This is a genomic window from Arthrobacter sp. NPDC056886, assembly GCF_042788715.1.
Lineage (GTDB): Bacteria > Actinomycetota > Actinomycetes > Actinomycetales > Micrococcaceae > Arthrobacter.
Genome location: NZ_JBHUBT010000001.1, coordinates 624,190 through 647,048 on the forward strand (window position 1 = coordinate 624,190; position 22,859 = coordinate 647,048).

Annotated in this window: 21 protein-coding genes; 20 read left to right on the forward strand and 1 reads right to left on the reverse strand. The window is 66.9% G+C overall.

Annotated elements, in window-relative coordinates:
* Window positions 1-62: 62 nt before the first annotated feature.
* From ACFRJ8_RS03000 to ACFRJ8_RS03070, 15 genes are all read left to right on the forward strand, one after another.
* Window positions 63-932 carry a sugar phosphate isomerase/epimerase family protein gene (locus tag ACFRJ8_RS03000; protein ID WP_377984641.1) on the forward strand — a complete coding sequence of 290 codons (870 nt, stop codon included), beginning with the start codon at window positions 63-65 and terminating at the stop codon, window positions 930-932.
* A gap of 31 nt (window positions 933-963) precedes the next feature.
* A complete protein-coding gene (locus tag ACFRJ8_RS03005; RefSeq protein WP_377984642.1) occupies window positions 964-2,130 on the forward strand; it encodes a Gfo/Idh/MocA family protein in 1,167 nt (388 codons plus the stop codon).
* Between the two features lie 107 nt (window positions 2,131-2,237).
* Window positions 2,238-3,314, forward strand: coding sequence for a LacI family DNA-binding transcriptional regulator (locus ACFRJ8_RS03010; RefSeq protein WP_377984643.1), 1,077 nt, complete (start codon window positions 2,238-2,240; stop codon window positions 3,312-3,314).
* A gap of 86 nt (window positions 3,315-3,400) precedes the next feature.
* Window positions 3,401-4,807, forward strand: coding sequence for a glucuronate isomerase (gene uxaC, locus ACFRJ8_RS03015; protein ID WP_377984644.1), 1,407 nt, complete (start codon window positions 3,401-3,403; stop codon window positions 4,805-4,807).
* Window positions 4,804-6,252, forward strand: coding sequence for a mannitol dehydrogenase family protein (locus tag ACFRJ8_RS03020; protein WP_377984645.1), 1,449 nt, complete (start codon window positions 4,804-4,806; stop codon window positions 6,250-6,252). Before uxaC ends, ACFRJ8_RS03020 begins: the two co-directional genes overlap by 4 nt.
* Before the next feature lie 222 nt (window positions 6,253-6,474).
* Complete coding sequence (uidA, locus tag ACFRJ8_RS03025) at window positions 6,475-8,286, forward strand: beta-glucuronidase (RefSeq protein ID WP_377984646.1); 1,812 nt, start codon at window positions 6,475-6,477, stop codon at window positions 8,284-8,286.
* Window positions 8,287-8,344: 58 nt separating this feature from the next.
* Window positions 8,345-9,763 carry a glucuronide transporter gene (uidB, locus tag ACFRJ8_RS03030; RefSeq protein ID WP_377984647.1) on the forward strand — a complete coding sequence of 473 codons (1,419 nt, stop codon included), beginning with the start codon at window positions 8,345-8,347 and terminating at the stop codon, window positions 9,761-9,763.
* A 33-nt stretch (window positions 9,764-9,796) separates the two neighbouring features.
* A complete protein-coding gene (gene manD, locus ACFRJ8_RS03035) occupies window positions 9,797-11,026 on the forward strand; it encodes a D-mannonate dehydratase ManD (RefSeq protein WP_377984648.1) in 1,230 nt (409 codons plus the stop codon).
* On the forward strand, window positions 11,016-13,358 hold the full coding sequence (locus ACFRJ8_RS03040; protein WP_377984649.1) for a gluconokinase, GntK/IdnK-type: 2,343 nt from the start codon (window positions 11,016-11,018) through the stop codon (window positions 13,356-13,358). Before manD ends, ACFRJ8_RS03040 begins: the two co-directional genes overlap by 11 nt.
* A 143-nt stretch (window positions 13,359-13,501) precedes the next feature.
* Window positions 13,502-14,743: an FAD-dependent oxidoreductase gene (locus ACFRJ8_RS03045; protein ID WP_377984650.1), complete on the forward strand. Its 1,242-nt coding sequence runs from the start codon at window positions 13,502-13,504 to the stop codon at window positions 14,741-14,743.
* 14 nt (window positions 14,744-14,757) lie between these two features.
* Window positions 14,758-15,120 carry a hypothetical protein gene (locus tag ACFRJ8_RS03050; RefSeq protein ID WP_377984651.1) on the forward strand — a complete coding sequence of 121 codons (363 nt, stop codon included), beginning with the start codon at window positions 14,758-14,760 and terminating at the stop codon, window positions 15,118-15,120.
* A gap of 103 nt (window positions 15,121-15,223) precedes the next feature.
* Window positions 15,224-15,808: an orotate phosphoribosyltransferase gene (pyrE, locus tag ACFRJ8_RS03055; protein WP_377984652.1), complete on the forward strand. Its 585-nt coding sequence runs from the start codon at window positions 15,224-15,226 to the stop codon at window positions 15,806-15,808.
* Between the two features lie 98 nt (window positions 15,809-15,906).
* Entirely contained in the window at window positions 15,907-16,716 is an 810-nt protein-coding gene (locus ACFRJ8_RS03060) for a GAF and ANTAR domain-containing protein (RefSeq protein WP_377984653.1), read from the forward strand.
* A gap of 94 nt (window positions 16,717-16,810) precedes the next feature.
* The gene (locus ACFRJ8_RS03065; RefSeq protein ID WP_377984654.1) at window positions 16,811-17,356 is read left to right on the forward strand and encodes a hypothetical protein; all 546 of its coding nucleotides are present in this window, start codon (window positions 16,811-16,813) and stop codon (window positions 17,354-17,356) included.
* Between the two features lie 95 nt (window positions 17,357-17,451).
* On the forward strand, window positions 17,452-18,492 hold the full coding sequence (locus tag ACFRJ8_RS03070) for a thioesterase domain-containing protein (RefSeq protein WP_377984655.1): 1,041 nt from the start codon (window positions 17,452-17,454) through the stop codon (window positions 18,490-18,492).
* An 8-nt stretch (window positions 18,493-18,500) separates the two neighbouring features.
* Here ACFRJ8_RS03070 and ACFRJ8_RS03075 read toward each other — a convergent pair whose 3' ends face one another.
* Window positions 18,501-19,331, reverse strand: a complete 831-nt coding sequence (locus ACFRJ8_RS03075) for an HAD-IIA family hydrolase (protein WP_028277432.1) — start codon at window positions 19,329-19,331, stop codon at window positions 18,501-18,503.
* A gap of 111 nt (window positions 19,332-19,442) precedes the next feature.
* Here ACFRJ8_RS03075 and ACFRJ8_RS03080 point away from each other — a divergent pair, with 111 nt between their 5' ends.
* From ACFRJ8_RS03080 to ACFRJ8_RS03100, 5 genes are all read left to right on the forward strand, one after another.
* Window positions 19,443-20,066 (forward strand): TrmH family RNA methyltransferase, encoded by a 624-nt coding sequence (locus ACFRJ8_RS03080; RefSeq protein WP_377984693.1) that lies wholly within the window; start codon window positions 19,443-19,445, stop codon window positions 20,064-20,066.
* Between the two features lie 145 nt (window positions 20,067-20,211).
* Entirely contained in the window at window positions 20,212-20,547 is a 336-nt protein-coding gene (locus ACFRJ8_RS03085; protein WP_377984656.1) for a hypothetical protein, read from the forward strand.
* Window positions 20,544-21,143 (forward strand): hypothetical protein, encoded by a 600-nt coding sequence (locus ACFRJ8_RS03090; RefSeq protein WP_377984657.1) that lies wholly within the window; start codon window positions 20,544-20,546, stop codon window positions 21,141-21,143. Before ACFRJ8_RS03085 ends, ACFRJ8_RS03090 begins: the two co-directional genes overlap by 4 nt.
* Before the next feature lie 220 nt (window positions 21,144-21,363).
* A complete protein-coding gene (gene fbaA, locus ACFRJ8_RS03095) occupies window positions 21,364-22,383 on the forward strand; it encodes a class II fructose-bisphosphate aldolase (protein ID WP_377984658.1) in 1,020 nt (339 codons plus the stop codon).
* 2 nt (window positions 22,384-22,385) lie between these two features.
* Entirely contained in the window at window positions 22,386-22,811 is a 426-nt protein-coding gene (locus ACFRJ8_RS03100; RefSeq protein WP_377984659.1) for a DUF3151 domain-containing protein, read from the forward strand.
* Window positions 22,812-22,859: the final 48 nt, after the last annotated feature.

Here is a 22,859-nt window from a genome sequence, read left to right on the forward strand (position 1 = left end):
ACAACGGCAACCGAACACAACGGCCGGCTTCCCCTGGGATCCGGCGGCAACGGAGGAAAAGCGTGGCAACAACAGCCAAAATTGGCGTGCAGGCGATGATGCTGAAGGACAGCTTCGCCGAACTCGGGGCGTTCGAGACGCTCCGGAAGGTCAATGCGATCGGCTACAACGCCGTCGAAGTCTCCCAGATCCCCATGACCGCGGAGAACGTGGCGGAACTGGACCGCGCGCAGACCGAACTCGGCATGGACGTGGCCGCCCTCTCCGTCGCCATGGAAACCCCCAAGGGCATGCCCGGCGATTCCCTGAAGGACCACTTCGACAAGATCGTTGAGGACGCCAAGCGCCTGGACACGACGCTCCTGCGGATCGGCATGCTGCCGTTCCCCGCCATGAAATCGATCGACGCCATGGTGGACTTTGCCAAGCAGGCCAACGACTACGCCGGGCGCCTGGCCGAGCACGGGATCGGCCTGTACTACCACAACCACCACATCGAGTTCGCGAAGTTTGACGGCACCTACATGCTGGACATCATCGCCGCGAACTCCCCGGCCATGGGCCTGGAAATCGATGTCCACTGGGTGCAGCGCGGCGGCCTGGACCCGGTCCGGACGCTGCAGAAGTACGCCGGCCGCACGGCCATGGTGCACCTGAAGGACTACCGGATCGGCCAGCTCCCCGAGCCCGCCTTCGGGCTGCTGGAAACCGGGGACTTCAAGGGCTTCATGGCCGAGTTCAAGAACGTAGTCCAGTTCGCCGAGGTGGGCGAAGGCAACCTGGACTTCCCGGCCATCATCCCGGCCGCCCAGGCCGCCGGCGCCCGCTACCTGCTGGTTGAGCAGGACGAACTGTACGGGCGCACCGTGTGGGACGCGCTGCAGACCTCCTACGACAACCTCGTGGCCATGGGCCACTCGAACCTTTTCTAGACCACACGCAATGACTAGGGAGAATCACTACATGAGTAAGAACGTACGCCTCGGCATCATCGGTCTGGGCCAGCAGGGCGGCATGTACGCGAAGTTCATCGCCGACGGCGCGGTCCCCAACATGGTGATTGGCGCCATCTGCGACACCGACCCCGCCAAGAAGGAACTTGCCGCTGCCCAGTATCCGGACGCGCCGTTCTACGACGACTACATCGCCATGCTCGAAAGCGGCGACGTCGACGCCGTCGTGACGTGCGTGCCGCACTTCCTGCACCCCGAGATGGGCATCGAGACCCTCAAACGCAACCTCCACGCCCTCGTGGAGAAGCCGGCCGGCGTGTACACCAAGCAGGTCAAGGAACTCAACGACTTTGCCGCGGGCAAGCCGGAGCTGTCCTTCGCCATCATGTTCAACCAGCGCAACAACCCGCTGTACCAGAAGCTGAAAGAGATCGTCGACAACGGCGAGATCGGCAGCATCCGCCGCACCAACTGGATCATCACCAACTGGTGGCGCCCGCAGGGTTACTACAACTCCAGCGAATGGCGCGCCACTTGGGGCGGCGAGGGCGGCGGCGTGCTGGTCAACCAGGCCCCGCACCAGCTGGACCTGTGGCAGTGGATCTGCGGCGTGCCGAAGTCCGTCTACTCCAAGGTTGCTTACGGCTTCCGCCGCGACATCGCGGTGGAGGACGAAGTCACTGCGGTTGTGGACTACGGCAACGGCGCCACGGGCGTCTTCGTCACCGCGACGCACGACCTCGTAGGGACAGACCGCTTCGAGATCCTGGGCGACCAGGGCAAGATCGTGGTGGAAAACAGCAAGACCGCCACCGTGACCCGCCTGAAGAAGCCCGAGCGTGAACTCAGCGAAGGCATGGACATGGACGATGTCCGCAAGCTCTTCATGGGCGAGCTGAACCCCGAGGAGTACTACACCACCGAGGTCATCGAGTTCGAGTCTGCCTGGGGCGCGCAGCACTCCGGCGTCCTGGCGAACTTCGCCGCCAACATCCTGGACGGTACACCGCTGCTGGCCCCGGGATCGGATGGCATCAAGGGGGTCCGCCTGGCCAATGCCATCCACCTCTCCAGCTGGAGGGGCACGGAGGTGGGGCTGGACTTCGACGAGGACGAGTTCCTCGCCGAGCTGAACAAGCGCATCGCGGACGAAGGCAAGTTCCCCGAGCGCTCCTAACCCGGGCCGCAACCCCAGCCCAACTGGCTCGCAGTTGCGGCCGTTTTGAGCGCTCAAACAGCCACAACTGCGAGCTGGTTGGGTTGTTTCCTCGTTAGGATGGGGCGGTGACTGAACCCAAGACGCCGGACGCTGCCGCAACAACAGGCCCGGTCAAGAAGCATTCCCGGGCCGGAAAGTCCAGCGCCACCATCTACGACATTGCCAAGGTTGCCGGCGTCAACCCGTCCACCGTCTCACGGGCGCTTAGCAAGCCGGGCCGCGTCAGCGCCAAGACGCAGAAACTGATCGAGGACGCCGCCGCCGAGCTGAACTACCAGGTCAACCCGTTCGCCCGTGCGCTGCCTACCGGCCGCACCAACACCTTCGGCCTGATCGTCGCGGACATCACCAACCCCACATTTTTCGACATCATCAGGGGGGCGGAAACCACGGCCACGCAACGGGATTACACCCTGGTCCTGGCCGAGTCCGCCGAGTCCGGCGTCACCGAGCTGACGGCAGCCCGCCGCATGATGGCCACGGTGGACGGCCTCATCCTGGCCAGCCCCCGCATGGACGACGACGACATCCGCACGATCGCCCGGGACAAGCCCGTGGTGGTGATCAACCGCGAGGTGGACGGCGTGCCGTGCGTGGTTCCCGACGTGAACAAGGGCATCAGCGAGGCAGTCCGCAGCCTGGCCGCCAACGGGCACCACAAGGTTGCCTTTGTTGCCGGTCCGCCGCAGTCCTGGATGTCCGCGCGCCGCTGGGAAGGCGTACAGGCTGCCTGCGAATGGTCCCGGCTCGAAGCCGTGCGGCTGGAATCCACTAAGCCCACCGTCGACGGCGGCCGCCAGGTGGCGCGCGACGTCCGGGCCAGCGGTGCCACGGCAGTGCTGACCTACAACGACCTCCTGGCAATCGGGCTCATGCAGGAACTCCAGGCCGCCGGCATGGTCATTCCGGACCAGATCAGCATCGTGGGCTTCGACGACATCTTCGGGGCGGATTTCACCACCCCTCCACTCACCACGGTGCGCTCGCCGCTGGGGGAGTGCGGCGCAGGCGCCGCCACGCTGCTGCTGGATCTCCTGCACGGCGATCTCCTGCACAGCGCGGGGGAGCCTGCTGCCACCCTGCGCGTCGAGACGGAGCTGGTGCTGCGGGGCTCGAGCGGACGGCTGCTGCCCGCGGGCTAGCCTTGCCGGCGAAGCCAACCGCAACCTGTTTGGCAATTTATGGCAACCGGTTGACAAATGCGCCGGGCAAGCCGGACCATTGATCTATGTCACAGTCGATTGCCGCCAACCCAGACCGGCTCCTGCCCGCGGATCCCGGAACGCGCAGCATTGCGCGCGAACTCCTGCAGCGCGTCCAGGACCTCCCCATCATTTCCCCGCACGGGCACGTTGACGCCGCGGTCATCGAGCACAACACCCCCTTCCCGGACCCGGCGGCGTTGCTGGTCAGCCCGGACCACTACGTCACCCGGCTGATCCACGCCAGCGGCGTCCCGCTGGAGCGGCTGCGCGGCACCGCCACCGCGGCACCGGACTCCCGCGCGGTCTGGCACGAGTTCTGCAAGGCCTGGCCGCTGTTCGAAGGGACGGCCTCCGGCTACTGGCTCCGCACCCAGTTCGAGAGTGTCTTCGGCCTGCGGCAGGAGATCACCGCCGCGAGCGCCGACGCCAGCTACGATGCGATCTCGGCCAGGCTGCTGGAGCCCGGCTTCCGGCCCCGCCAGCTTTTCAAGGACTTCAACATAGAGGTCCTAGCCACCACGGACGACCCCCTGGACAGCCTGGCCAGCCACAAGGCGATCGCCGAGGACCCCACGTTCCACGGCCGCGTCCTGCCCACCTTCCGCCCGGACGCCTACCTCAACATCGCGCACCCCACCTGGTCCGCGAACGTGGACCGGCTCATCGCGGCAGCGGGCGACGGCGCCACCGGCTATGCCGGCTACGTCACCGCCCTGGAAAACCGGCGTCGTTACTTCGTGGACCACGGCGCAGTCTCGGCCGACCACGGCGTCCGCACACCGGCAACTCTCAAGCTCGACGCCGGCGACGCGGCCAGGCTGTTCGACCGCGCCCGGTCCGGCCAGGCCACGGCGCAGGACCGCGACGACTTCGAAGCCCACATGATGTACCAAATGGGGCGCATGTCCGTGGAAGACGGCCTGGTCATGACCATCCACCCGGGGTCCTACCGCAACCACCACGAACCAACCTTCAACGCCCACGGCGCCGACACCGGCCACGACATCCCGTTCGCCGTCAACTACACCGAGGCGATCCGCCCGCTGCTGCAGGACTTCGGCACCGCCAAGGACTTCCACCTGGTGCTCTTCACCCTCGACGAGACGGTGTTCTCCCGCGAACTCGCGCCGCTGGCAGGCTTCTACCCCTCCGTCTACCTCGGTGCCCCGTGGTGGTTCCTGGACGCGCCGGACGCCATGCTGCGCTTCCGCTCGGCCGTGACCGAAACCGCAGGGTTCTCCCGCTCATCCGGCTTCATCGACGACACCCGCGCGTTCTGCTCCATCCCCGCGCGCCACGATGCCTCCCGCCGGATCGAGGCCTCATTCCTGGCCCGCCTGGTGGCGGAGCACCGCGTCAGCGAGGACCGGGCCCATGAACTGATCGTCGACATCGTGGACGGCTCGCCCCGAAGGGTCTTCAAATTGTGAGCATCGACCAGCACTCCGAACGTGAAACCGATGTGGCGGCATCCGCCGTCGATCTTCCGCAACTGAACCGCCGCCTGCGCCCCGGTGCCAAGGCGCCCGTCCGGATCATCCACCTGGGCCTGGGTGCCTTCCACCGCTCACACCAGGCGTGGTACACCCACCAGGCGTCCGACGCCGCGGACTGGGGCATCGCGGCCTTTACCGGCCGCCGCCCTGACGCCGCGCTGGCGCTGGCCGGACAGGACGGGCTCTACACAGTCGTGAACCGGGCCGACGACGGCGACTCCTTCGCCGTGGTCAGCAGCATTGTCGAAGCCGTGGACGGGGCGGATGTGCAGCGGCTGGCGGAGCTGGTTGCCGCTCCTGCCACCGCGGTGATCACCCTGACCGTCACCGAAGCGGCCTACCGGCTCCGGGCCGACGGGCAGCTTGACCGCACCGCGCCCGACGTCGCCGCCGACCTTGAGCTGCTGGCGTCCGGCAGCTCAAACCCGACGACGCCGCTGGGCCGGCTGGTTCTGGCCCTCGCCGCCCGCCGGGCTGCCGGGGCCGGGCCGCTCGCCGTCGTCTGCTGCGACAACCTCTCCCATAACGGCACCGTGGCGCACAACGCCGTGGCAGGCCTGGCCGGGGCCTGGGACGCCGGGCTGGCCGGATGGATCGACGCCAACGTCAGCTTTGTCAGCACCTCGGTTGACCGCATCACTCCGCGGACCACTGCCGCGGACGTTGCCGCCGTCCAGGCCGCCTGCGGCTACCGCGACAATTCGCCCGTGGTGGCCGAGCCCTTCTCCAACTGGGTGCTCAGCGGGGACTTTCCCGCCGGACGGCCGCTCTGGGAAGACGCCGGCGCCGTGTTCGTGGCTGAAATCGAGCCGTACGAGAACCGCAAGCTGTGGCTCCTGAACGGCGCGCACTCCCTGCTGGCGTACGCCGGCCAGCTTCGCGGCCACACCACCGTGGCCCAGGCCCTGGCGGATCCGCTGTGCCTGCAGGCCGTTGAAAAGTTCTGGGACGAGGCGGAAGCGAACCTGTCCGGACCGGCGGGAAACGCCGCGGAACTGCAGATCCCGGCCTACCGCGCCGCCCTGCTGCAGCGATTCGGCAACGCCCGGATTGCCCACCACCTCGCACAGATCGCGATGGACGGCAGCACGAAGCTGCGGATGCGCGCCGTTCCGGTACTGCGGGCCGAGCGCGCCGCGGGGAGGTCCGGCGCGGCCGCGGCGCTCATGATTGCCGCCTGGATGGACTACAGCGCCGCCTCCGCCGCGTTCCAGGACCCGCTGGCCGCCGAGGTGGCCGCAGCCAACCGGCTGGCGGGCGCCAGGCGGATCCGCGCCCTGCTGGACCTGGTGGATCCGGCCCTGGCCGCAGACGGTTCCGTCGCGGGCCTGGTTGAAAGCTTGAGCGGAACGTTCGGGGAGCGGGCTGTCTCCCCGTAACGGCTTCCGCGCAAGGGCTTGCTGCCCGGCTCCCGGTCACGGGGAGCCGGGCAGCAGTTTCGATGAACAGCAGTGTTTCGATGAACTTTCAACAAATGTATGGCAACCGCTTGCCATTTGATTGCCACGTGATTAGGATTACAACAAGAGCACAACCGGCCGCCCCGCCGGCCCCAAATTCCTCCCCGGCACTGCCCGCAAAGACGCGATAGGACCTCCAAAATGCTCAAGCCCCAGGCCAGCGAAACCCGCGAGATGGTCAACCTCGACGGCTTGTACCGCTTCAAGGTGGACTTTGACCGCTCCGGCCATCGGGACGAGTGGTTCAAGGCGCCTCTGGAAACCGAACTGGAAATGGGCGTCCCGGCCAGCTACAACGACGTCTTCCCGGACAAGGCCATCAGGGACCACGTGGGCTACGTCTGGTACCAGCGCGACGTCCGCGTCCCGCGCGGCTGGGCAGGCGAGCGCATCCACGTCCGCCTCGACTCCGCCACGCACGAGGGCATGGTGTGGGTCGACGAGACCCTCGTGGCCCAACACACCGGCGGCTACATGCCCTTCAGCGCCGACATCACGGACCACGTGACGCCCGGGCAGGTTTTCCGGCTGACGGTCTCCGTCAACAACGAGCTCACGCAGGCCACCATCCCGCCCGGCAGCATCACCGTCACGGAGGACGGCCGCCGCCAGCAGAGCTACCTCCACGATTTCTACAACTACGCCGGCCTGCACCGCAGCGTCTGGCTCTTCAGCACCCCGGCCGTGACGGTGGATGACATCACGGTCGTCACCGGGTTCGAAGGATCCACCGGCAGCGTCGACTACACGATCGGCACCGCCGGCGGGACCGGCAGCGAAACGGTCACCGTTTCGCTCCGGGACACCGACGGCGAAGAGGTCGCCCGCGCCGACGGCGCCCGCGGCACCCTGACGGTCGCCGACGTCGTCCTCTGGAAGCCGGGCGCCGCCTACCTGTACAGTCTCACCGCTGAAATCCGCGACGGCGGCCGGCTGCTGGACAGCTACACCCTGCCGGTCGGCGTCCGCACCGTCGAAGTCAGCGGCAAAGAATTCCTCATCAACGGCGAACTGTTCTACTTCACCGGCTTCGGCATGCACGAGGACCACGTGGCCATCGGCAAAGGCCACAGCAACGCCCAGATGGTCAACGACTTCCAGCTTCTGGACTGGGTGGGCGCGAACTCCTTCCGCACCTCGCACTACCCCTACGCCGAGGAAGTCATGGAGTTCGCCGACCGGCACGGAATCGTGGTGATCGACGAGACCGCCGCCGTCGGGCTGCACCTGGGCTTCGGCGCCGTCTTCGGCGGCATCGCGAAAAAGACCTATGTCGACGGGGGTGTGGACGCCAACACCGCCGCCAACCACCGGCAGGCGATTTCCGAGCTCGTCGCCCGCGACAAGAACCACCCCTCGGTCGTGATCTGGTCGATCGCCAACGAGCCCAACGGTTCCGAAGAGGGCGCCCGCGAGTACTTCGCACCCCTCGTGGAACTGGCCCGCCGGCTGGACCCCACCCGGCCCGTCGGTTACGTCAACGTCATGTTCGACACCCCGGACAAGGAACTGCTCGGGGACCTGTTCGACGTCATCATGCTCAACCGCTACTACGGCTGGTACCTCAATAACGGTGACCTCGAAACGGCCGAGCAGAGCCTCGAAAAGGAATTGCGCGAGTGGGAAGCCAAGTACGGCAAGCCCATGATCATGACCGAGTACGGGCCGGACACCATGCCCGGCTTCCACTCCATCTATGAACAGCCCTGGAGCGAGGAATACCAGGCCGCGTTCCTGGCCATGTACCACCGGGTCTTCGACCGCGTGGACGCCATGGTGGGCGAACAGGTCTGGAACTTCGCGGACTTCCAGACCTCCAACGGCATCATGCGCGTGGACGGCAACAAGAAGGGCGTCTTCACCCGGGACAGGCGGCCCAAACCCGCCGCCTACGCCCTGCGCCAACGGTGGACGGCACTGGCCGGCACCAAGAACATCACCTCCGAGGCGTAGGCCCTAACGCACATTTTTCGCCGGGCCCAGGTCCGGCAACGGGTAAAGGAGCCCATTCATGAAAAAGCTGAACAAGCTCAGCATCATCGGCTATGGCGCCGGCGATGCCGCCAACAATCTCGCCTTCACCACTGCCACCATGTTCCTGCTGGTGTATTACACGGACGTGGCCGGGATCTCCGCCGCGGCCGCCGGCACCCTGCTGCTGGTGGTGCGGATCTTCGATGCCTTCGCCGACGTCTTCGCCGGCCGCGTGGTGGACCGGACCTTCAGCAAACGGTTCGGCAAGTTCCGGCCGTTCATCATGTTCGGCTCCATCCCGCTGCTGCTGCTGAGCGTGGCAACCTTCTCCGTCCCTGCACTCGGAGAATCCGGCACCCTGCTCTACGCCTACGTCACCTACGCCGCCCTGGGCCTGGCCTACAGCCTGGTCAACATCCCCTACGGCTCCCTCGCTGGCGCCATGACCCAGGACCCGGCGGAACGCGCCAAGCTGGGCTCAGCCCGGATGATCGGCGCGCTGCTGGTCGGCTCGGCCCTGGGCATCTTCGTGGCCCCGCTGATCAAGCCGGGCACCGACCTGCAGGCCACCTTCACCACCATCACCCTGGCGTTCGTCGTCATCGGTGCGGCCCTGTACCTCTTCACCTTCCTGACCGCCAAGGAACGGGTCCACCGGGCCGTCCCGAACGTCACGTTCAAGCAGAGCATGGACACGCTCAAGGGCAACCGGCCGCTGCTGATGCTGTGCCTGAGCTCCTTCTTCTTCCTGACCGGATACCTGGCCCTTACCTCGGTCCAGCTCTACTACCTCCGCGACGTCCTGGGACGGCTGGACCTGTACCCCGTGCTGTCCATCACCCAGCTCGTCCTGACCTTCGTACTGGCCGGCTTCATGCCCAGGCTGGTCCGGAACCTCGGCAAGAAGCGCGTCTACATCTTCTCGTCGCTGCTCACGGTCATTGGCGGCGCCATCGTCTTCTTCACCCCGGCCAGCCAGGTCTGGTTCGGTTTCACCGGCCTGGTCATCAGCCTGGTGGGCGTCCTCGCGGTCAACATCGTGGTGTGGGCACTGGAAGCCGACACGGTCGAATACGGCGAATGGAAGACCGGCGTCCGCACCGAGGGCATCACGTACGCCCTGTTCTCCTTCACCCGCAAGACCGGCCAGGCAGTGGGCGGTGCGCTCGCGGCCTACGCCCTGGCCCTGGGCGGCTACAAGTCCGGCGCCGTCCAGACCCCCGACGCCGTCTTCGGCATCCAGCTCGCCGCCGGCGCACTTCCAGCGGTCATGACCATCCTGGCCGTGCTCGTGATGGCCAAATACACCCTCACCGATGCCATGCATGCCCGGATCCTCACCGAAATCCGTGCCCGACGCACCGACGACGACGGCGCCGGAACTCCCGTCGGCGTGGCCGCCACCGCCACCGCCACCGTTCCCGCCGAGGCCGCGCCGCTGGCGCCCCGCAACTAAGACACCCCCTGAAAGACCAGAAAAGGACCTGTTGTGAAAATCATTGCCGCTGAAGTCTTTGTGACCAGCCCCTCCCGGAATTTCGTGACGCTGCGGATCACCACCGAGGACGGGGTGACCGGGATCGGGGACGCGACCCTGAACGGGCGCGAGCTCGCGGTGGCCGCGTATTTGAAGGAGCACGTCGCGCAGCTGCTGATCGGCAAGGACCCGCACCGGATCGAGGACACCTGGCAGTTCCTGTACCGGTCCTCGTACTGGCGCCGCGGCCCGGTCACGATGGCCGCGATCGCCGCGGTGGACATGGCGCTGTGGGACATCAAGGGCAAGCTCGCCGGGATGCCGGTCTACCAGCTCCTGGGCGGGGCGTCCCGGAACGGGCTGCGCGCCTACGGGCACGCCTCCGGCGCGGACCTGCCCTCGCTCTTCGACTCGGTCCGGGAGCACCTGGAGCTGGGGTACAAGTCGATCCGGATCCAGACCGCGGTCCCCGGGATCAAGGCCGTGTACGGGGTCGCGGCGCAGGCCCAGGCCTCCGGGGAGCGGTATGACTATGAACCGGCCGGGCGCGGCGCGTTCCCGCAGGAGGAGGACTGGGACACCCGGGCCTACCTGCGGCACCTGCCGACGGTGTTCGAGGCGGTGCGGAACGAGTTCGGCCCGGAGATCCCGTTGCTGCATGACGGGCACCACCGGATGACCCCGATCCAGGCCGCGAAGCTGGGCAAGGCGCTGGAGCCGTATGACCTGTTCTGGCTCGAGGACTGCACCCCGGCCGAGAACCAGGAGGCGCTGCGCCTGGTCCGGGCGCACACCACCACCCCGCTGGCGATCGGGGAGATCTTCAACACCGTCTATGACTACCAGACCCTGATCAAGGAACAGCTGATCGACTACGTCCGGGCCGCGTCCACGCACTTCGGCGGGATCAGCCCGTTGAAGAAGGTGATGGACTTCGCCGCGCAGTACCAGATCAAGTCCGGCTTCCACGGCCCCACCGACATCTCCCCGGTCGGGTTCGCCGCGCAGCTGCACGTGGGCCTGGCGATCCACAACTACGGGATCCAGGAATACATGCAGCACTCGGATGCGACGAACGAGGTCTTCGAGCAGTCCATGACGTTCGTGGACGGCTACCTGCACCCGGGCGACAAGCCCGGCATCGGCGTCGAATTCAACGAAGAAGCCGCCGCCGCGTTCCCCTACCAGCAGGCCTACCTGCCCTACAACCGCCTCGTGGACGGCACCGTTCATGACTGGTGACCCGGACATGACCGGTGACCAGAAGCCTGCAGTTGCTGGCCGCCACATCGTGGTGATGGGTGTCTCCGGCTGCGGCAAGACCACCATCGGCGACCTCGTGGCCCGCGAGCTCGGCGTCCGCTTCCTCGACGGCGACTCCCTCCACCCCGTGGAGAACGTCGCCAAAATGGCGTCCGGAACGCCACTGACGGATGCGGACCGCTGGCCGTGGCTCGCCACCGTGGGTGCCGAACTCGCCGCCGCGGGTTCGGCAGGCCTGGTGCTGGCCTGCTCCGCGCTCAAGCGCAGCTACCGCGACGCCATCCGCGCACAGGCGCCGGAGACCATCTTCCTGCACCTGCACGGCAGCCCGGAGGTGCTCGGCGGCAGGATCGAAGGCCGCTCCGGCCACTTCATGCCGTCCACGCTGCTCGACTCCCAGCTCGCCACGCTCGAGCCGCTCGACGCGGACGAAGCCGGGACCGTGGTGGACATCGCCGCCCCCGTGGAACAGGTGGTCGCCGCCGCCCTCGCCGGCGTCGCCGGCTGGCCTGCGGCCACAACGCCGGACGCCCCCGTGTCGGGAACGCGTGCGGCAGACGCCGCCGCACCGTTCGCCGTCGACCTTCAGTCCGCGCCGTTCAACCTCGACGGCGAAGCCATCGCCTGGGTGGAGTCCACCATCGACTCCATGTCCCTCGAGGAAAAGATCGGGCAGCTGTTCATCAACCACAACAACGACTACTCCCCGGAATACCTCGACGGTGTCCTGGAGCAGTACCACGTGGGCGGCATGCGGTACCGGCCGGGGCCCTCAGCTGAGGTGCAGGAACACATCCGCTACGCGCAGTCCAAGACGCGGGTGCCGCTGCTGATCGCGTCGAACCCCGAAATGGGTGGGGCCGGGAGTTGCGACGACGGGACGTTCGTCTCGACCCACCTGCAGGCGGGCTCGCACCCGGACAAGGACATCGCCCGCCAGATGGGGCGCGTTGCCGGGGTGGAGACCGCCGCGCTGGGCTGCAACTGGGCCTTCGCGCCGATCGTGGACATCCACTACAACTGGCGCAACACCGTCATCTCCACCCGGGCCTTCGGCAACACCGCGGAAATCGTGGTGGAACGGGCCAAGGAGTACTTCGACGGCATCAGCGAATCGCCAACCGTGTGCGCCATGAAGCATTTCCCGGGGGACGGCCTGGACGAACGCGACCAGCACGTGGTCACGTCCTACAACACGTTCGGCTACGCGGAATGGACCCGGACCTACGGGCACGTGTACCGGGAGATGATCGGCCACGGCGTGCAGTCCATCATGGTCGGCCACATCGGTGCGCCGGACCTGTCACGGCATTTCCGCCCCGGGCTGGCGGCAAAGGACATCCTGCCCGCCACCCTGGCGCCGGAACTGCTCCAGGACCTGCTCCGCGGCGAGCTCGGGTTCAATGGGCTGATCCTCACCGACGCGTCCCAGATGATCGGCCTGACCCAGGCCATGAAGCGGAGCGAGCTGGTCCCGGCCACCATTGCGGCCGGTTGCGACATGTTCCTGTTTTTCCGGAACCCGGCCGAGGACTTCGGGTACATGCTGGACGGCTACAAAACCGGGGTCATCACGGACGCGCGGCTGCATGACGCCCTGCGCCGGATCCTGGGCCTGAAGGCCTCGCTCGGACTGCACAAGGCCGCGCGGGAATCCCTTGTTCCGCCGGCCGAAGCGCTGCAGCTGATCGGGAGCGCGGCCCACCGGGCCGTGGCCGCGCAGATCGCCGACAAGACCGTTACCCTGGTCAAGGACACGGCCGGCAACCTGCCCATCACGCCGGCGACGCACAAGCGCATCCGGCTCTACGGCATCTCGGGCGGCGCTGACTTCACCCGGGCGGACCCGCTGGCCCACCTGGATGTTGTCCGGGACGAGCTCGAAAAGGCCGGTTTCGAAGTCCACGTCTTCAAGACGGCCGCGCAGCGCGAGGCCGCCGGCGAGACCGGGGTGAACTTCATGTCCGTCATCTCCGAGGAAGCCACCGGGGATTACGCGCAGAAGTACGACGCCGCGTTCGTGTTCGCCAACGTAAAAGGCTTCGCCCAGGAGGCGGCGATCCGGATCAAGTGGTCAACGCCGATGGCGGCCGAGATTCCCTGGTACGCCACCGAAGTCCCGACCGTGTTTGTCTCGCTCAACCAGCCCAACCACCTCATTGACGTGCCGATGGTGAAGACGGCCATCCACGCCCACGCGGGCACGCCCGAGGCCATCCGGGCTGCGATCGAGAAGATCCAGGGCAAATCGGAGTTCCAGGGCACGTTCAACGAGAACGTCTTCTGCGACTCCTTCGACACCCGGCTCTGACGCGGCATTTCCCAACGGCAGCTGCGCAAAATATCCTGCGCTACGGGGATTCCCGTAGCGCAGGATATTTTGCGCAGCGCCAACCAGAATGCGCCGCGAATTACCCCCTCCCGCGCCACCGCGTGCAGGCGTAGCGTGGGGCCATGGAGAAGACCGGATGCGCGGTGGTGGGCGGTGGACCTGCGGGGATGATGCTTGGATTGCTACTGGCGCGGGCCGGGGTGCGGGTGACGGTGTTGGAGAAGCACGCGGATTTCCTGCGCGACTTCCGCGGCGACACCGTGCACCCGTCCACCATCCGGCTCATTGACGAACTCGGACTCGGCCCGGAATTCCGCCGGCTGCCGCAGAGCCGCCTGAAGAATGTCGTTTTCCCCGTCCCGGGCGGGCCGCCGGTGACCATGGGCGATTTTGACGCCCTGCCGCCCCCGTACAACTACATCGCCATGATGCCGCAATGGGATTTCCTGAGCTTCCTCGCCGACGCCGCAGCCCAGGAACCGGGCTTCACGCTGCTCATGAGCCACACCGCCACATCTCTGGTCCGCAACGGCGGCCGCGTCCGCGGAGTCCGCTTCCGGGCCCCCGACGGCACGCAGGACGAACTTTTGGCGGACCTTGTGGTTGCCACGGACGGCCGCCATTCCGCGCTGCGCACGGCGGCCGGGCTGGCGCCAAAAGAGTTCCCGGTGCCGTTCGACACCTGGTGGTTCCGGCTGCCCCGCTATCCCTCCGAAACGGGTGAAGTGGCCGGGCTCGTGCCGGCGTTCGGCCCTGGCGAGGCGCTGCTGGCCCTGTTCCGCAACGACTACTACCAAATGGGCTACCTCGCCGCCAAGGGCACCGACGCCCGGATCCGAGCGGAAGGCGTGGAGGGTTTCCGACGGCGGGTCGCGGCGCTCCGCCCGGATCTGGCAGACCGCGTTGACACCATAGAGTCCCTCGAAGACCTCCACTGGCTGGACGTGCGTCTGAACCGGCTGCACACCTGGCACATCAACGGGCTGCTGTGCATCGGGGACGCGGCGCATGCGATGTCCCCGGCCGGCGGCGTCGGAATCAACCTCGCCATCCAGGACGCGGCGGCGGCCGCCGAGTACCTGGCCCCCGCACTGCTCCGGGGCCGGGTGACCACGGCAGACCTGGAGAAAGTCGAACGACGGCGGCGGCTGCCCACCGTCATTGTGCAGAGCGTCCAACGGATAATGCAGCGCGCGATCTTCGTCCCGGTCATGACCGGAAAGCGGACCAAGTTTCCGGCCGCGGCACTTTTCCTCGCCCGGCACGTTCCGGTGTTCCGCACCATCGTGCCCCGCTTCATCGCATTTGGTCCCCGCCCCGAGCACGCGCCGGCCTTCGCGCGGCGCGCCCCGCAACACAGCTAGCAGAGGAACCGAACATGGGCCGACTGGTAGTCCAGGAATTCGTCACGGCCGACGGGTTCGCCGCCAACACCAACAATGACTTCACGGCCTACGAACTGATTCAAGGCGGCACCGGCGAGCTGGACCAGAGCCAGCTCGCATGGCTCGCGACCGTGGACGCGATGGTCCTCGGGGCAACCACCTACCGGATGTTCGTTGAATTCTGGCCGACTCCCGCTTCCGAGGGGGAGATCCTCGTTGTCATGCCGGTTGCGACCGGTGCGGGGCGCGGGGTGTTTCCGGCCGGCCAGGACCCGACCCTGTTGAGGCTGCTGAGCGCGAAGACGTACGACGCCGGGCTGATCGAGCTCGAATACGCCGTTAGTGCGGGCCCGTAAGTCTCACGCGCAGGACATCGAGCCATCCCTGACATCGGGCCGCCGCCGACATAGAGGACGCCGGCTGGGAATCCGCGGCGGGCCGCCCACTAAACTGGGAGCCATGACTGCCACCCGTGACTTCGCAGCCGACGCTGCCACTGCCCGTGCCCGACTCCTGGAACTGATCAAGGAACTGGCCGTCGTCCGCGGCAAAGTCATCCTCTCCAGCGGCGCGGAAGCCGACTACTACATCGACCTGCGCCGCATTACCCTGCACCACGAGGCGTCCAAACTGGTGGGACAGGTCATGCTCTCCCTGATGGAGGACGCCGGGATCGATTTCGAGTGCGCCGGCGGGCTCACCATGGGGGCAGACCCGGTGGGCACCGCCGTCATGCATGCCGCCGTCGACGCCGGCCGCCCGGTGGACGCGTTCGTGGTCCGCAAGGCGCAGAAGTCCTACGGCATGGGCCGCCAGGTGGAGGGCCCCTCGGTCGAGGGCCGCAAGGTCCTGGTCCTGGAGGACACCTCCACCACCGGCGGCTCCGCGCTGACCGCCGTCGAAGGCGTCCGCAAGGCCGGCGGCAACGTGGTGGCCGTCGCCGTGATCGTGGACCGCGACACGGGTGCCAAGGAAAAGATTGAAGCCGAAGCCGGTGTCCCGTACCTCTTCGCCTTCGGCAAGGACGAACTGGGCCTCAGCTGAGGCGTTCCCCGCTGACCTGCGCGGGTGGACGGGGTATGGGCCGTGACCTATCATTTGCTGGATACCCGTCCGTTCCATTCATCTGGAGAACACGCGCCATGCTCCCGTCCGAAAAGTCCCTGAACAGCGGCGCGAATCGTGGTCCGGAAGGGCAGGGCACCGAGATCTCGGTGGGCACGGTTGACCAGATTCAGAACCTGATCCTGGACAGCGCGGACTTCGAAGAGTTCCTGAACGAACTCGCGCGTTTTTCCGCGCACCAGGTGGCGGGCTCCGGCGACGACGCGCTGTGCGGAATTACGCTGCTGCGGGACCGCAAGGCCGCCACGATCGGGTGGAGCAGCGACTCCGCGCGCGAAGTGGACGAGATCCAGTACTCCCTGTCCCAGGGCCCCTGCCTGACCGCCGCCAAGGAGGAACGGGAAGTCTACGTCCCGGACCTCTTCGACGAGGACCGCTGGGGCCCCGACTACGCCGCCGCCGTCGCCTCGCACGGCCTGCGCTCGGTGCTGTCGGTGCCTTTCCACCTCCAGGGCGACGCCCAGGCGGCGCTGAACCTCTATTCCGATGTCCCGCGCAAGTTCGACGGCGACGTCGCGGCCCGGGCCCGTGGCTACACCCGCGAGATCTCCCAGGCGCTGCGGCTGGCAGTCCGGTTCTCGCTGCACACGGACAGCGCCACCAACCTGCGCGCCACGCTGGAATCCCGGACCACCATCGATATGGCGATCGGGATCGTCATGGCGCAGAACCGCTGTGACCAGGAAACCGCGGTCCGGATCCTCACCGATGCCTCCAGCAACGGCAACGTCAAGCTGCGCGATATCGCCAAGTCCCTGGTGCAGTCTGTGGGTGGAACGGCTACCCGGACGCACTACGAAGAGCCGGATCGGCGTCGGGCGGGCTGAACCGGCAGCGGCCTATGACTTGTGTGCAAACACAACCGCGGATACGCTGAGTGCGGTTGAGCCGTCGGCCATAGAGACCTTCTTTGGAGTACCTATGGACCAAACGCTGCAAGCCCACGTCAAACTCGATGTCGTTTCCGACGTCGTCCGGATTAGTGTCCGGGGGAGCCTCACGCAAGCCTCCCGCCCCTCCCTGATGCACGTTATCCAGCGGGTTCGCCGCATGGGGATCATCTCGCACATCCGCGTCGACCTCGGCCTGGCCGCCTTCGTGGAATCATCGGCGCTGGCCGGCCTGCGCAACGACCTCAACGCGATCGACGGCGGGAACGCCGGCCCGGAGACCGCCGGCATGCCCGCCCCCGGCGGCGTCTCCCTGGAGCTGACCCCGCACCGCGACGATTCCGCCGCGTTGCCCACCCTGGACATGTCCGGGGAACTCCTGGCCTCCGTGGATCCCTCGGGCACCCGTCAGCTGACCCGGTTCTCCGACGACGAACTCCTCGCCGCGAGCGACTCCGTGTTCGGCCTGCTCGACGACCCGGCAGACATGGCACGATCGGAACTGCTGGCGACCTATGACGAGATCGGCATCGAGATCAGCCGCCGCGAGGTTGGCCGCGAGCCCGAACCCGCATAGCAGGCCAGCGGCGCCGACGCCGCTCCCGGCGGCCTTTCCGTCTTCCGGATTAGTCCGGTTTCTCATCCCCGCCAGAGCGTGGATACGGTAGTGATGTGCCGGCCGAGATGGAACCGAACCATCCGCGAGGCCCCGGTTCTGCCGAGGCCCGCATGCTCCGCCGCGCCGTCGAACTTAAACGGGTTTCCCGCCGAACTTTCCTGATCGGCGCCGGGTCCGCGTCAGTGCTCGCGGCGGACATGCTGTTCACGCGGCGCGTGCAGGACGATCGGCGTGTCACCCGGATCCTCGAAGTGCCCGATGACTTCGCCGAACTGTATTACCCCTACGCCAGCTGGATCCTGTTCCCCGGCTACAAGACCGGCTGGGAAGAGGCCCTGTGGATCCTGAACGCCCTGCGCGGATCCCTGAACAAGCGGGGCCGGCTCGCCGCCGTCGGGTATTCCAACGAGGGGCTGGACATCGACGAGGTGGTCATTGCGGTGATCGAACACGTCCGCGCCCACAATCTCACCACCCTTTACTTCTACGGCCACAGTTTCGGCGGCATGGTGGCAACCCAAGTGGCCGCCCGGCTGCGTGAGCTGCACGGCGTCGAAGTGGCGTTCATCCTCCTGGACTCCAGTCCCGCGAGCCGCCACGACGTGCTGGACCAGAGCTGGTTTGAGGGCGTGGTGCTGCTCTACGAAAGCGGTTTCCGCTTCCCCACGGTGCTGCGCGGCGGCTACGAGCTCGGCGAGAGAATGCTGCACAAGAACGAGCGCAGTTGGGGGCAAGTGGTGGACCAGACCCTGGAACAGCTCTCCCCGATCGCGCCGTCCAGCGTGCTCATCCAGTCCGAATCCGCCTACATCTACCACTTTGAGCCCAGCCGTTTCGTCGGGAAGCTCGGCGAAACAAAGATGGCCTTCATCGGCAACCCCGGGGACAAGACCGTGGACTACGAGACCGCCCGGGATACCTGGTCACTGACCTTCAAAGCGAATATGGCCTCGGATGACCTGCGCACTGACGGGGCGCGGCCGGAGCACGCGAGCCCGGGCTGGAGCCCGTTCATCTACCGGCCCGTCATCGACAAGCTTCAGGACGATCTCTTCCCGCTGCCGGGCGGCGGCGGGAAGATGACCGCCTTCTGAGGTCCTCCTCAGATCTGGTTCTTGAGGTCCGCCACGGAGTTCAGGATCTGGTTCGGCCGGAACGGGTACGCGGCGATGTCGTCCCGGTGGGTGATGCCGCTGAGCACCAGCACCGTGTGCAGGCCCGCTTCCATGCCGGCGATGATGTCGGTGTCCATGCGGTCCCCGATCATGGCCGTGGTTTCCGAATGCGCGTCGATCTGGTTCATGGCCGAACGGAACATCATCGGGTTGGGCTTGCCCACAATGTAAGGTTCGCGGCCCGTGGCCTTGGTGATGAGGGCAGCGATGGCGCCGGTGGCAGGCATGGGGCCGTCCTTCGAGGGCCCGGTGGCGTCCGGGTTGGTGGCGATGAAACGCGCGCCGGCCAGGATCAGGCGGATGGCCATGGTGATGGCTTCAAACGAATAGGTGCGGGTCTCGCCGAGCACCACGAAGTCGGGATTCTGGTCGGTGAGGATGAAGCCTGCCTCGTGGAGCGCCGTCGTGAGTCCTGCCTCGCCGATCGTGTAGGCGCGGTTTCCCGACTCCGAGCCGCGGACCTGGTCCTTGAGGAACTGGGCAGTGGCCAGGGCCGAGGTCCAGATGTTTTCCTCCGGGATTTCCAGTCCGGAGGAACTCAGCCTGGCCGCGAGGTCCCGGGGGGTGAAGATGGAGTTGTTGGTGAGCACGAGGAACCGCTTGGAGGTGTCCACCCAGCGCTGGATCAGCTCCGCTGCGCCCGGGATGGGCTGGTTCTCGTGGACCAGCACGCCGTCCATGTCCGTGAGCCAGCACTCGATTTCCTGGCCGCTACGGTACACGGATGCCGATGAACGTACTTCGTCTGACTCTGCCATGGGGACCTCCGCCGGTGGTGATGTGCTGCTTACTGGGTCCCAGTCTAATGTTGAGGGGTGACTGAACAGCCCGGAAGCCCTGCCCCGTCCCTCCCCGCCGCAGAGGAAGGGCTGGAACTGAAGGCGGAGGTCGGCGTCGGCCCCTGGGACGGCGACCTTCCACAGGGCGAGCACTGGGACCCGGACCTGTTGGCGGACGGCGACCGGCGCAATGTGGTGGACAAATACCGGTACTGGAAGCACGAGGCGATCGTCGCGGACCTGGACTCCAAACGCCACAACTTCCACATCGCGATCGAGAACTGGCAGCACGACCTCAACATCGGCACCGTGGTCCGGACCGCCAACGCGTTCCTCGCCAAGGAAGTGCACATCATCGGACGACGCCGGTGGAACCGCCGCGGGGCCATGGTCACCGACCGCTACCAGCACGTCCGTCACCACCCCACCGTTGAGGACTTCGTGGCCTGGGCGCAGGGGGAGGGGCTGGCTATCATCGGGATCGACATCTTCCCGGACTCCGTCCCGCTGGAAACCTACGAACTGCCCAAGGACTGCGTACTGGTCTTCGGCCAGGAGGGCCCGGGTCTGACCCCTGAGGTCCACGACGCGGCGCTGGACACCTTGTCGATCGAGCAGTTTGGCTCCACCCGGTCCATCAACGCGGCCTCCGCCGCCGCGATAGCGATGCACGCCTGGATCCGCCGCCACGTGTTCGGCCAGCTCCCGGGATAGGGGTGGTGTTCAAACGCTGCGCGAGAAGGCATTTCACGGCAGTGTTTTCGCCTCACACTGCCGTGAAATGCCTTCTCGACGGCGTCTGCGGCCGCGACCTGTGGAAAACGCGCCGGGCGCCCGGCGGAAACGGTCACAATGGGCCATGCGTCGGGCACCGCTTCCCCTCCATCTGACCACCGGCTCCTTCTCGCTGCGGGCCGCCGACACGGCAGGTGTCACCCGCACCCGCACCGAAGCTGGAGACCTCGTCACGGTGTCCCGCGGGATTCGCGTACCCGTGGACTCCGCGTCCTCGGGCGCGGCTGCCCTCCGGGCTTACACCGAGCTGGACGACGAGTCCGTCCTCAGTCTCGGATCCGCGGCACGGCTCTGGGCGGCACCTCTGCCGGGCCGTCTTGAGGAGGACTGGCGCATCCATCTCGCGCGGCGGCGAGGCTTCAGCAGGCCCGCCGGGTCAACGTTGTGGGGCACGTGGTGACGTTCTTTCCCGACGAGGTGGTGGAGCTCGACGGCGTTCGACTCACCTCGCCGGCCCGGACGTGGTTGGACCTGGCCTCGGTGCTGGGCCTGGATGAATTGGTGGTGGCCGGAGACTTCCTGGTCTGCGGGCACGGTCCGGAGTTTCCCGTCCCCCGCGAGGCTTTGTGCAGCATTGCGGAGCTGCAGGCCATGGTGGCGCGTCATCCTGGCAACAGAGGCGTGCGGAAAGCCCGGGCCGCCGTCGAACTCATTCGTGTCGGTGCTGACTCGCCGCCCGAAACCCGGCTGCGCCTGGCGCTCATCCGTGCCGGCCTGCCTGAGCCGGCCCTGAACGAGGTGGTCTGGGGTGCAGCTGGCGCCCCGGTGCTCTGGCCGGATGCCGCCTACCCCGAGTGGCGCATCGCGCTCCAGTACGAGGGCGCACATCACAACGGGCAAGACCAGTACTTGCGCGACATCCGGCGGGCGGACACTGCAGCGATCTTCGGGTGGCTTGAGGTGCGGGTGTCCCGGCTGGACCTTGCGGGCGAGCATCCCGCAGCGGTCAGCAAGGTCCGGGCCGCGCTGCAGAGCCGCGGCTGGCGCGCGAGATGACACTTCGCGGCAATGTTTTCGCCCGACACTGCCGCGATCTGCCTTCTGGGCGGGGCCGCGGGCGGGTGAGGGGCAGGCGGAACCGCCGGGGCGCGAGTGTTACACGGGCACAGTGACCGGAGACACTGCCGCGGCGCAGGAATGACTAGGATGGTTCCTAGCCGACGAGGTTCCTTCCAGAATCACCAGCCCGTAGACGAAATTCACTTTAGGAGTCAGCATGCCCATTGCAACCCCAGAGATCTACTCCGAGATGATCGACCGCGCAAAGACGGGTGGCTTCGCCTTCCCCGCTGTCAACGTCACGTCCTCCCAGACCCTGAACGCCGCCATGCGCGGCTTCGCCGAGGCTGAGTCCGACGGCATCGTCCAGGTCTCCACCGGCGGCGCGGCTTACTGGTCCGGTGCCTCCACCAAGGACATGGTTGCCGGCTCCCTGGGCTTCGCGGCCTTCGCCCGCGAGGTGGCCAAGAACTACGGCGTCAACATTGCCCTGCACACGGACCACTGCCCCAAGGACAAGCTGGACGGCTTCGTTCTCCCGCTGCTCGCCGCTTCCGAGGCCGAGGTCAAGGCCGGCCGCAACCCCTTCTTCAACTCGCACATGTGGGACGGCTCCGCGGAGACCCTGCAGGAAAACCTGCGGATCGCCCGGGAACTGCTCGAGCGCACCGCGGCTGCCAAGATGATCCTCGAAGTTGAGATCGGCACCGTCGGCGGCGAGGAAGACGGCGTCGAGAACGCCATCAACGACAAGCTTTACACCACGGTCGAGGACGCGCTGGCCACGATCGACGCACTCGGTTCCGGCGAAAACGGCCGCTACATCACGGCGCTGACCTTCGGCAACGTGCACGGCGTGTACAAGCCGGGCGGCGTCAAGCTGCGCCCGGAGATCCTCAAGGACATTCAGGAGCAGGTGGGCGCCAAGATCGGCAAGGCCAACCCGTTCGACCTCGTGTTCCACGGCGGCTCCGGCTCCTCGGACAAGGAAATCGCGGACGCCGTCTCCTACGGCGTCATCAAGATGAACATCGACACCGACACCCAGTACGCCTACACCCGCCCGGTGGTGGACCACATGTTCCGCAACTACGACGGCGTGCTGAAGGTCGACGGCGAGGTCGGCAGCAAGAAGCTCTACGATCCCCGCGTCTGGGGCGCCTCCGCAGAGGCCGGCCTGGCCGCCCGTGTGGTCGAGGCCGCCCAGCAGCTCGGTTCCACCGGCAAGACCTTCTAGTCATGTCCGACGAGTTCCGCAAGAACCTGATGGGTCCCGAGCCCACGCTCCTGCCGGCCGAGACTGAGATCTACCAGCACCTCGCGCTCGGCCAGGAAGCCCTGGACCTCGTGGCGAAGCACCCCACGTCCTCGCTCCTGTGGGCCATCCTGGCCGAGGAGGCCTGGAACGAAGGCCGCACCATCGATTCCTACGCGTACTCGCGGGTGGGCTACCACCGCGGCCTGGATTCGCTGCGCCGCAACGGCTGGCGCGGCGTCGGACCGATCCCGTGGGAGCACGAGCCCAACCGCGGCTTCCTGCGCTCGCTCTACTCGCTGGGCCGTGCGTCCGCGGCGATCGGCGAGGCCGAGGAGCCGGAGCGGATCGAAAAGTTCCTCAAGGATTCCGATCCCGGCGCCAGGACCGCCATCGAGTCCGAGGACTGACCAGCGGTTAAACCAACGACGGCGGGCTCCCACCTTGAGGTGGGAGCC

What these genes read in the sequence shown, in the direction of transcription:
- ACFRJ8_RS03005 (WP_377984642.1), top strand. Translation starts at nt 964, where the DNA reads ATGAGTAAGAACGTACGCCTCGGCATCATCGGTCTGGGCCAGCAGGGC.
- uxaC (WP_377984644.1), top strand. Translation starts at nt 3,401, where the DNA reads ATGTCACAGTCGATTGCCGCCAACCCAGACCGGCTCCTGCCCGCGGAT.
- uidA (WP_377984646.1), top strand. Translation starts at nt 6,475, where the DNA reads ATGCTCAAGCCCCAGGCCAGCGAAACCCGCGAGATGGTCAACCTCGAC.
- uidB (WP_377984647.1), top strand. Translation starts at nt 8,345, where the DNA reads ATGAAAAAGCTGAACAAGCTCAGCATCATCGGCTATGGCGCCGGCGAT.
- ACFRJ8_RS03040 (WP_377984649.1), top strand. Translation starts at nt 11,016, where the DNA reads ATGACTGGTGACCCGGACATGACCGGTGACCAGAAGCCTGCAGTTGCT.
- ACFRJ8_RS03045 (WP_377984650.1), top strand. Translation starts at nt 13,502, where the DNA reads ATGGAGAAGACCGGATGCGCGGTGGTGGGCGGTGGACCTGCGGGGATG.
- ACFRJ8_RS03050 (WP_377984651.1), top strand. Translation starts at nt 14,758, where the DNA reads ATGGGCCGACTGGTAGTCCAGGAATTCGTCACGGCCGACGGGTTCGCC.
- pyrE (WP_377984652.1), top strand. Translation starts at nt 15,224, where the DNA reads ATGACTGCCACCCGTGACTTCGCAGCCGACGCTGCCACTGCCCGTGCC.
- ACFRJ8_RS03060 (WP_377984653.1), top strand. Translation starts at nt 15,907, where the DNA reads ATGCTCCCGTCCGAAAAGTCCCTGAACAGCGGCGCGAATCGTGGTCCG.
- ACFRJ8_RS03065 (WP_377984654.1), top strand. Translation starts at nt 16,811, where the DNA reads ATGGACCAAACGCTGCAAGCCCACGTCAAACTCGATGTCGTTTCCGAC.
- ACFRJ8_RS03075 (WP_028277432.1), bottom strand. Translation starts at nt 19,331, where the DNA reads ATGGCAGAGTCAGACGAAGTACGTTCATCGGCATCCGTGTACCGTAGC.
- ACFRJ8_RS03085 (WP_377984656.1), top strand. Translation starts at nt 20,212, where the DNA reads ATGCGTCGGGCACCGCTTCCCCTCCATCTGACCACCGGCTCCTTCTCG.
- fbaA (WP_377984658.1), top strand. Translation starts at nt 21,364, where the DNA reads ATGCCCATTGCAACCCCAGAGATCTACTCCGAGATGATCGACCGCGCA.
- ACFRJ8_RS03100 (WP_377984659.1), top strand. Translation starts at nt 22,386, where the DNA reads ATGTCCGACGAGTTCCGCAAGAACCTGATGGGTCCCGAGCCCACGCTC.